This window comes from Microcystis sp. LE19-41.2A, from assembly GCF_027530405.1.
Taxonomy (GTDB): Bacteria; Cyanobacteriota; Cyanobacteriia; order Cyanobacteriales; family Microcystaceae; genus Microcystis; species Microcystis aeruginosa.
In genome coordinates this window covers 1-8,655 of the sequence record NZ_JAPZQJ010000467.1, presented here as the reverse complement: position 1 = coordinate 8,655, position 8,655 = coordinate 1, and the positions used below count along the sequence as shown (strand labels likewise).

General features: G+C 42.9%; 10 protein-coding genes. 7 read left to right on the top strand and 3 right to left on the bottom strand.

All coding sequences use genetic code 11. From position 1 onward, the window contains the following. The first annotated feature begins 261 nt into the window (after positions 1-261). The 6 genes from O9290_RS19845 to O9290_RS19820 all read left to right on the top strand — a co-directional run bounded on the left by O9290_RS19845 (position 262) and on the right by O9290_RS19820 (position 6,520). Entirely contained in the window at positions 262-834 is a 573-nt protein-coding gene (locus O9290_RS19845) for a Uma2 family endonuclease (protein ID WP_288057818.1), read from the top strand. A 190-nt stretch (positions 835-1,024) separates the two neighbouring features. Then, the gene (menA, locus tag O9290_RS19840; RefSeq protein ID WP_002763692.1) at positions 1,025-1,933 is read left to right on the top strand and encodes a 2-carboxy-1,4-naphthoquinone phytyltransferase; all 909 of its coding nucleotides are present in this window, start codon (positions 1,025-1,027) and stop codon (positions 1,931-1,933) included. Between the two features lie 270 nt (positions 1,934-2,203). Beyond that, positions 2,204-3,898, top strand: a complete 1,695-nt coding sequence (locus O9290_RS19835) for a helicase HerA domain-containing protein (protein ID WP_288057817.1) — start codon at positions 2,204-2,206, stop codon at positions 3,896-3,898. Positions 3,899-3,954: 56 nt separating this feature from the next. Continuing rightward, positions 3,955-4,407 carry a DUF29 domain-containing protein gene (locus O9290_RS19830; protein ID WP_288057815.1) on the top strand — a complete coding sequence of 151 codons (453 nt, stop codon included), beginning with the start codon at positions 3,955-3,957 and terminating at the stop codon, positions 4,405-4,407. A 2-nt stretch (positions 4,408-4,409) separates the two neighbouring features. After that, the gene (gene rlmD / locus O9290_RS19825; protein ID WP_288057810.1) at positions 4,410-5,777 is read left to right on the top strand and encodes a 23S rRNA (uracil(1939)-C(5))-methyltransferase RlmD; all 1,368 of its coding nucleotides are present in this window, start codon (positions 4,410-4,412) and stop codon (positions 5,775-5,777) included. A 341-nt stretch (positions 5,778-6,118) separates the two neighbouring features. Further along, positions 6,119-6,520 carry an ATP-binding protein gene (locus O9290_RS19820; RefSeq protein WP_002763681.1) on the top strand — a complete coding sequence of 134 codons (402 nt, stop codon included), beginning with the start codon at positions 6,119-6,121 and terminating at the stop codon, positions 6,518-6,520. Here the strand turns inward: O9290_RS19820 and O9290_RS19815 are convergent. Continuing rightward, positions 6,517-6,798: a DUF6439 family protein gene (locus O9290_RS19815; RefSeq protein WP_002763679.1), complete on the bottom strand. Its 282-nt coding sequence runs from the start codon at positions 6,796-6,798 to the stop codon at positions 6,517-6,519. The genes O9290_RS19820 and O9290_RS19815 overlap by 4 nt on opposite strands. 72 nt (positions 6,799-6,870) lie before the next feature. On the opposite strand from O9290_RS19815, the gene O9290_RS19810 reads away from it, so the two are divergent. Beyond that, positions 6,871-7,272: a sll0565 family protein gene (locus O9290_RS19810; protein ID WP_002763677.1), complete on the top strand. Its 402-nt coding sequence runs from the start codon at positions 6,871-6,873 to the stop codon at positions 7,270-7,272. Between the two features lie 45 nt (positions 7,273-7,317). Here the strand turns inward: O9290_RS19810 and O9290_RS19805 are convergent, their stop codons facing one another. Both O9290_RS19805 and O9290_RS19800 read right to left on the bottom strand, forming a co-directional pair. After that, entirely contained in the window at positions 7,318-7,944 is a 627-nt protein-coding gene (locus tag O9290_RS19805) for a pilus assembly FimT family protein (protein ID WP_052277972.1), read from the bottom strand. Next, the gene (locus O9290_RS19800) at positions 7,922-8,386 is read right to left on the bottom strand and encodes a type 4 pilin (protein ID WP_288057831.1); all 465 of its coding nucleotides are present in this window, start codon (positions 8,384-8,386) and stop codon (positions 7,922-7,924) included. Before O9290_RS19800 ends, O9290_RS19805 begins: the two co-directional genes overlap by 23 nt. Between the last annotated feature and the right edge of the window lie 269 nt (positions 8,387-8,655).

Genomic DNA, 8,655 nt, shown 5'->3' with positions numbered 1-8,655 from the left:
GGGTCTGCTGAAAAAGTTTTTCCTAGAAGCAGGGTGTAGGGTGTAGGGTGTGGGGTGTGGGGTTTTACCGATTTTGAGGGGGTCAATTACCTAATTTTCAGGGAAAAAGTAGCTGAATTTCCCCCTGATCACTCCCATATCTGGTACTTTTGGATTTCAAAAAAGTCTAAAACTCTTATCCAGCAAGGTTTTTAGATTTATTCAGCCAGCCCTAATTGACTATAATTAAGACTAGAGTGTTTTCTAGGGCGAAATATAGCTATGGCAGCAGTGATTTTAAACTTAGATACAGTCAATCTCACCGATGAGCAGTTTTACTGTCTCTGTCAAGTTAACCCAGATTGGCAATTGGAAAGAAACGTTCAAGGAGAATTAATTGTCATGCCACCTGTTGGGGGAATTAGCGGCAACCGAGAGGCCGATTTTATCATTGACTTAGGTATCTGGAATCGTCAAACCCGATTGGGTAAAGTCTTTAGTTCGGCGACGATTTTTCGTTTACCGAAGGGCGGAGATCGCGCTCCCGATGCCGCTTGGGTGAGTTTAACTCGTTGGCAAGCTCTGAGTCGAGAAGAACAGGAGAAATTTCCGCCTATTTGTCCCGATTTCGTCATTGAACTGCGCTCCCGTAGCGATTCCCTCCCAGAAATTCAAGCTAAAATGCGGGAATATCTCCACAGTGGTTTGCGATTAGGTTGGCTAGTTAATCCTCAACAACAACAAGTGGAAATTTATCGTCCTCAGCAACCCGTAGAAATTATGGAACTACCGGCTAATTTAAGCGGAGAGGATGTCTTACCCGGCTTTAGTCTATTTATCTCCATTTTTGAGTAAAATATCCTTAAAACCGAGGTATGATCAGACCTCTGGTCAAAATCAAAATAGGAGTCGCTCGTCAGTAGTCAGGGTAAATTCAGGCACTTTTTCCCTGAAAATTGGCTAATTGACCCCCTAAAAATCGGTAAAACCCCACACCCTACACCCTACTCCTAGGAAAAACTTTTTCAGCAAACCCTATTTAACTATGACCACCGATACTGTCACCACTCCCTCGCCCAAAAAACTCTGGTTAGCAGCCATTAAACCACCAATGTATAGTGTGGCGATTATACCGATTATTCTGGGAACAGCGATCGCTTATCAGGAAACAGGTCTATTTTCTCCCCCGGTTTTTGCCACTTTTATCCTCTCAGCTATTTTAATTCTCGCTTGGTTAAATCTCAGTAATGATGTTTTTGATGCCGATACCGGGATCGATGTCAATAAGGCCCATTCGATTGTTAATTTAACCGGTAACAAATCTTTAATTTTCTGGCTGAGTAATCTTTTTCTATTATTAGGCATCGCTGGTATTTTTGCTATTAGTTATGGGCGAGGCGATTGGATGCTCCTAGAATTAATCGCCCTCTGCTGTTTTTTGGGCTATACCTATCAAGGGCCTCCCTTCCGTCTCGGTTATCAAGGATTAGGTGAAATTATCTGTTTCTTTACTTTTGGACCCTTGGCGATTGCCGCTGCCTACTATTCCCAAGCTGGCACTTTTTCCCTCTCTAGTCTAGCGGCTTCAATTATTATCGGGATTACTACTTCTATCATCCTTTTTTGTTCCCATTTCCATCAAGTCGCCGATGATCTCAAAGCGGGTAAAAAATCACCTATTGTCCGTTTAGGTACTTTAAAGGGTTCTAAAGTTTTAACCGTAGTGACGGTTCTCGTTTACGTTTTAACGGTAGTTTTTGTCCTGCTCCAGGTTTATCCCCCTCTCACTCTTTTAATCTTCCTTAGTCTCCCTTTCGCTTGGCAATTAGTCAACCACGTTAACCAAAATCACGACCAACCTCAGCTAGTCAGTAACTGCAAGTTTATAGCGGTTAATCTTCACTTTTTTAGTGGCATTCTCTTCTCCCTTGGCTATTTCCTTGCTTCCCGTTGATCAACCCGATTTTTTTTCTTAAACCCCTTTATCAGTTATCAGTTATCAGTTATCAGTTATCAGATTTGAGTTTTAAGTGTGCAGTATGTATTAAGTGGGAAGTATTTAATACGGCGGATTCAGCCTTAGTCTGGTACATCTTCCAGTTTCCTACTGTCTTTTTACTGTTTACTGATCACTGATTACTGTTTACTGTACCCGATCAAGTTTGCACTTATTAACGGAAAAGTGACAGAATAGGGAGATAGATCGCCACAAATAAAGGTTAGCATGAGTGAACAACCCCTCGGATCGGTTATTCAAGGTTCCCTGAGTGAAGGTTTAGAAATCCGTCTTTATCCGGATATTTCGGTAGAAGATATGCGCGTCGGTAAGTTTTTGGTGGTGCAAGGCACTCGATCGCGTTTTTTCTGTCTCCTCACCGATGTCTCCCTGGGTAACTCCAGTCCCCGGATTATCGCGAATCCTCCCCATCCCGATGATAGTTTTATGCGCGATGTTTTAGCGGGTAGCGGTACTTATGGTACTATTGAACTATCGCCTATGCTCATGTTTACTCCGACTGGAGGTAATTCTCCCGCAGTTTCTGACACTTCTTTAGGCTCTTTTCAACCCCAAACTAGCGCCGATTTAGAATTACTGCCAGTTAAAACTATTCCCGCGCATTTTAGCCAAGTTTATGAAGCTTGTGAGCAGGATTTTCGCATGGTTTTCGGTTGGGAAGATGATCCCACCAGAAAGAATTTTGCTATTGGTCAACCCCTTGACATGGACGTGCCAATATGTATTAATCTCGATCGCTTTGTGGAACGTAGTAACGGTGTTTTTGGCAAATCCGGGACGGGAAAATCCTTTTTAACCAGATTACTAATTTCGGGCATTATTCGCAAACAAGCAGGGGTTAACCTCATGTTTGATATGCACTCGGAATACGGTTGGGAAGCGATGAAAGAGGGGAAGGAGGTTTCTACGGTGAAAGGATTATGTCAATTATTCCCCGGACAGGTAGAAATTTATACCCTCGATCCCGATTCTACCAAACGCCGGGGAGTACGAGGAGCGCAGGAATTATTCTTAAGTTATAATCAAATTGAAATCGAGGATATTCGTTTAATCGGTCGGGAATTAGGCATCTCGGAAGCTAGTTTAGATAATGCCAATATTCTCTATAACGAGTATGGAGAATCTTGGATTACTCAGTTATTAAATATGAGTAACGAGGATATTAAAATCTTCTGTACGGAAAAACAAGGCCATGCGGGATCAATCATGTCCCTCCAGAGAAAATTAATGCGTCTAGATAGTTTGAAATATTTAAGAAGTACTTGTCCCCACAATTATATCGATCAGGTTTTACAAGCTTTAGATGCAGGTAAGCACGTTGTCATTGAATTTGGCTCCCAAAGTAATATGCTTTCCTATATGTTAGCCACCAATATGATCACCCGTCGGATTCATGCTAATTATGTTAAAAAAGCTGAATATTTTTTACAAACCAAAAACCCCGTTGATCGGCCGCAACAGTTAGTGATTACTATTGAAGAAGCTCATCGATTTTTAGATTCTGCCGTGGTGCATCAAACTATTTTTGGAACCATCGCTAGGGAGATGCGAAAATACTTTGTTACTCTCTTAATTGTTGATCAAAGACCTTCAGGAATTGATAACGAAGTCATGTCTCAGGTAGGGACAAGAATCACCTGTTTATTAAACGATGAAAAGGACATCGAAGCCATATTTACAGGGGTTTCTGGAGGGGGAAGTTTGCGATCAGTTTTAGCGAAATTAGACTCAAAACAACAAGCTTTAGTTTTAGGTCATGCGGTCCCTATGCCGGTAGTAATTCGTACTCGCGCCTACGATCAAAAATTCTATGCTGAAATAGGTGCGACCGACTGGCGAGAATTACCCGATGAGGAAGTATTAGCGGCGGCCAAAATTGCCAAAGCCGATCTAGGATTTTAGAAAAATTAATTTTTGATTGTAGAATAGAGTTGGATTGTTTTTACTGTTTACCTCCCATGACCGCTCAAATACCGATCTCGAAGATCAGCTTATACGATCGAGATTTTCAGCTATGGATCGAGACAACCGTTAACCAATTACGACAGGAGGATTTTGCCTCGGTTGACTGGACTAATCTGATCGAGGAATTAGCAAGCATGGGAAAAAATAATCGACAGGCTCTCAAAAGTTTGTTAATTCAATTATTAGCTCATCTGCTCAAGTTAGTTTATTGGCAGACGGAAAGAAAGTATAATGCTAATAAATGGGAAGCGGCCATTATTAATTTTCGAGTTCAAATTGCCGATCTGCTGGAAGACAGTCCTAGCTTAAAACCTTATCTCCTCGAAATTTTCGATTCTTGTTATGGAAAAGCTAGGCAAATAGTCTCGAAATTGAGCAAGCAAGAAATTCCTATAGAAGTCATTATTACCCCAGAAGAAACCCTGGATGAAAACTGGTTTCCCTAACTATGCAACAAGGTGATTTAATCGAGATCGAGATTACCGACCTCAACCATACGGGCGAAGGTGTGGGAAAATACCGAGGACAGGTGATTTTTGTGCCGGATACGGTCATTGGCGATCGCATTCAAACTCGCATCACCTATATCAAAAAAAGTCATGCGATCGGCAAACTACAAACTATTCTCCAAGCTTCTCCCCATCGTATCCGTCCCCGCTGCATCGTCGCCGATAAATGTGGTGGCTGTCAATGGCAACACATCGAGGACCAATTTCAGCGCCTAGTCAAAAAAGAGCAAGTACAAGAGGTATTAACCAGAATTGGCGGTTTTAGCGATCCTTTGGTTTATCCTCCCCTCACCGGTAATTCTCCCCTCGCTTATCGCAATAAAGCTACCTATCCCCTCGGATTTTCCCCCACCGGCAATGTGCAAGCAGGTTATTATCGTCGCGGCAGCCATCATCTGATTAATCTCAATCAATGTCCGATTCAAGATCAGGCTTTAAATCCGTTTCTAGCAGAGATAAAACAGGATATTCAGGGTCAAGGCTGGTCAATTTACGATGAAAAGACCCACCAAGGACAATTACGCCATTTATCCCTAAGAATTGGCCGCCACACGGGAGAAATTTTATTAACCCTGATTAGTACCGATAATAATTTACAGGGAATTGAGGCACAGGCGCAGCAATGGCTGGCAAAATACGCCAATTTAGTCGGTGTAACCGTGAATTATCACCCCGAGCGAGGTAATGCTATTTTTGGCAGTCAGACTCAAACTATCGCCGGACGGGACTATATTACCGAAAAGTTCGCCGGATTAACCTATCAATTGGCTGCCGATACCTTTTTTCAGGTTAATACAGAGGCTGCTGAGGCTTTATTTGCGGTTATTTGTCAGAAATTAGACCTTAAAGGTGAAGAAATTCTTATTGATGCCTACTGTGGCATCGGTACTTTTACTTTACCCCTCGCTAAACGGGTTAAAGAGGTGATTGGACTAGAATCCTATAGCTTTTCCCTCGATCGAGCCAAGATTAACGCCCAATTAAATAATATTACCAACACAACTTTTATTTTGGGGGCAGTAGAAAAAACTTTACCGCAACTGACAGTTAAACCCGACATTATTCTACTCGATCCGCCCCGCAAAGGTTGCGATCGATCTGTCCTCGATAGTCTGTTACGGCTGCAAAGTCAACGCATTGTTTATATCAGTTGTCAAAGTGCAACTTTAGCCAGAGACTTGCAATATCTCTGTAAAACAGGCGATTATCAACTGCTAGAAGTGCAAACAGCTGATTTCTTTCCCCAAACTCCCCACGTCGAATGCGCCGCTTTTCTTAGACAAAAAACAGCGAATATGGTAGGATGAAATAGGAGGAAAAACCCGACACTTTAGCCGTTTATGGTCGAAAAGTCAATGGGTAAGGATAATAGCATACTAAAGACCGTTCCAGTCAACTACTTTTTTGATTAATTACCCGCTCAAAGTGGCCTTGATTCTCGATTGGTGTGTAGATCAATCATAAAAATATCTAATCAATCTCAGAGACAGAAAAGGGATAAAACATGACTCATTAGGTATGGCAATCAACTAGATCGACGGTTAAGAGACCTTAATCTTTCTGTAAGAGAACAGTCATTGAATATAAGCTAGAGGTAAAGTGCGTGATTGCTATTTCACTGCCAACAAGCAAACGAAGTTGGAACACCATGAGTTTCGCTTCCACCTTGTATCTTTGTCCGATTTTAGATTTATTGACCGCTAGTATTCCCGAAGAATTAGAACCAGAAATTAGATTAGGATTGCAAGAAGCTTTAGTTAATGCCGCTAAACACGGCAATCATCTCGATCCCAGCAAAACCGTGGTCGTTCACTTTTCCAGCAGTAAAGACGAGTATTCTTGGGTAATTACCGACGAAGGTTGTGGATTTACGCCAGGTTGTCCCCATCATGGCTGTAGTTGCGATTGTCCCAATTTTCCCCCCGAAGAAGCGGAAAATGGCCGAGGACTGTGTATGTTATATCAAATCTTCGACCAAGTTCACTGGAATCAACAAGGAACCCAACTGAAACTTTGTAAACAAATTAAACAGGAACGCTGGTTTAATTAATGACCGTGACCGTGAGAAGGACAGGGAGGAGCAGAAATCGAGCGATCGAGCCAGCCTGTAGCCTGTTGTAGCCGAGGAAGTGCTTCTTCTGGCTGATTATCTAATAAAAACACCAAAGCCGTCCCTAATTGTTCAGCGGCCCGAGCATTACGGTTAGCCTTCAGACGATGCCAGTCAATCGGTGCGATCGCCAAACGTTCCGCCAAAATCCGCGCCAATTCCGGGGTAGATAGATCATCAATAGTCTGAGATGCGGAGGAGACAGGGGATGGAATCATAATCAAAAGGTTTCGTAAAACCGTAAAATCGTCTATAACTATAGTTTAGACGCAGGAAATCCCATTGAGTCCATGTCCTTAGAAGAAAACCCGTACCCTAACGATGAATCGGCAGAATTTACCGAAGCAATTGAAGAAGTCGAAGCGGCGATCGCAACACTAAAAGACCGTTATCGACAGATCAACGAAGCAGAACAGCAAAAAAAAGACCTAGAGGCACAATTTAGCCAAATAGAACCCCAATGGCGGGAAAATCCCCTACCTGAACTAGAAAAGGAATTGTTACAAATTCGCGAACAGATTCAAGAATTAGAGGTAATTTTAGAAAGCAATTTACTTAAAGAAGGGGAATTAAAGCGCCTATTCTGGGAAGGAATCCGTCGCGGACTGCTGGGGGAGGTTTTTTGGCAAATTGTCCGCTTTGGTGGTATCGGAGTCTTACTGGGTTGGATTCTGCGATCCTGCAGCGGGTGATTGACTGCACAGGGGACAGTGGGGTATGTTGCCTTGAGAAGCTGATTAGGGTTGGGTTCCATCCAGACGGATTTGACAATTATTGGCATCGAGCGTATCTAGAGGATTGCCGTTATAAGTGCCTTGTTTAACTATTCCCAACAGAGAAGCGATAACTATACACTTTCTTTCTTGGTTGGGATAGGGATTGGCGGCATCGGCGGCGGGATATAATACGATTATCGCTTGGTTTGCCCGCGGCTCAAAGGTTAACCCCGGCACATGACCCCGAAAGGAAAACTGTACCCCCGGACTGTCGCCATCAGGGGGAACATCTGGAAAATTATCCACCACCATAAATACTTCCTGCGGCAGACTTAGGGAACCCGCATTAGTATTAGTCGCCACTAAACAACCCGGTTGATTGGCAGTTATTTGCCGGTAAACCGTGGGACCAGTGCCAGTCCCTTCAGTAAAATTAATCGTGCAAATTCTCCCTAGACGGATGGCTTGTCTTTGGGCATCCCGTAGGGCTGATTGTATAGAATCGGTGGCTTCTTGGACTTTATTGCTATTTAACCAAGCTAATAAATTAGGTCCAGTTAAGGCGGCAAGAATTCCCGCAATTGCCAAAGCTACCAAAATTTCTAACAGGGTAAAACCCTGATTTTTATGGACAGTTAAACGACGCATCGGGAATCACCTCGACAGAACTTTCGGCAATAACATTTTCTTGGTTGGGGTAATCTTTAGGAGTTTGATCATCAGCTAATCTCACTTCATACTCTATACGGAGACGATGGGGATGAGCGGACTGGGCTGCGTCATCATCAGGAAAAGTTCGAGCGAGAGAATAGTTTTTACCGACAATTAGTTTTGGTTTGGCGGCGGGGGGATTAGCGTTTAGTTGTACTCTTAAAGCTGTGGCATAACCCTCTTCTCCTGTACACCACTTCTCGTCGAAATCTAAAGTCGAAGCTTGATATTTGGTATCCTCGAAGTCTTCTTGTATCCAAAAGTTAGCTTGAGCTTGTCTTTCTGACCGAACTTTATATAAGGCATTCACTGCCATTAACTGTAAGGTTCCTGTTAAGAAAGCGGTAATAGTTAAAATGGCAATTATCACTTCTAACATCGAGAAACCTGACTCGGACGACGGTAGTTTTAACGGTATTCCCTTTTCTTTTGATTTCACTTTTCAACCCTCCCCGTTTTTCCTGAAAACCACTGACTTTTTTTAGCTCTCAACTACAGAGTACCCAGTTGACATCCTCACCGCCGTAAACGGACGGTGATTCCCAAACCTCACGATTTAGGTTTCTGCTTCTTTCCCGAAGGATTTTTCGCACCTGCCTTAACAGATTTACTCTGTTCTGGTCTTATGGTCGCTCGACAGACTGACAC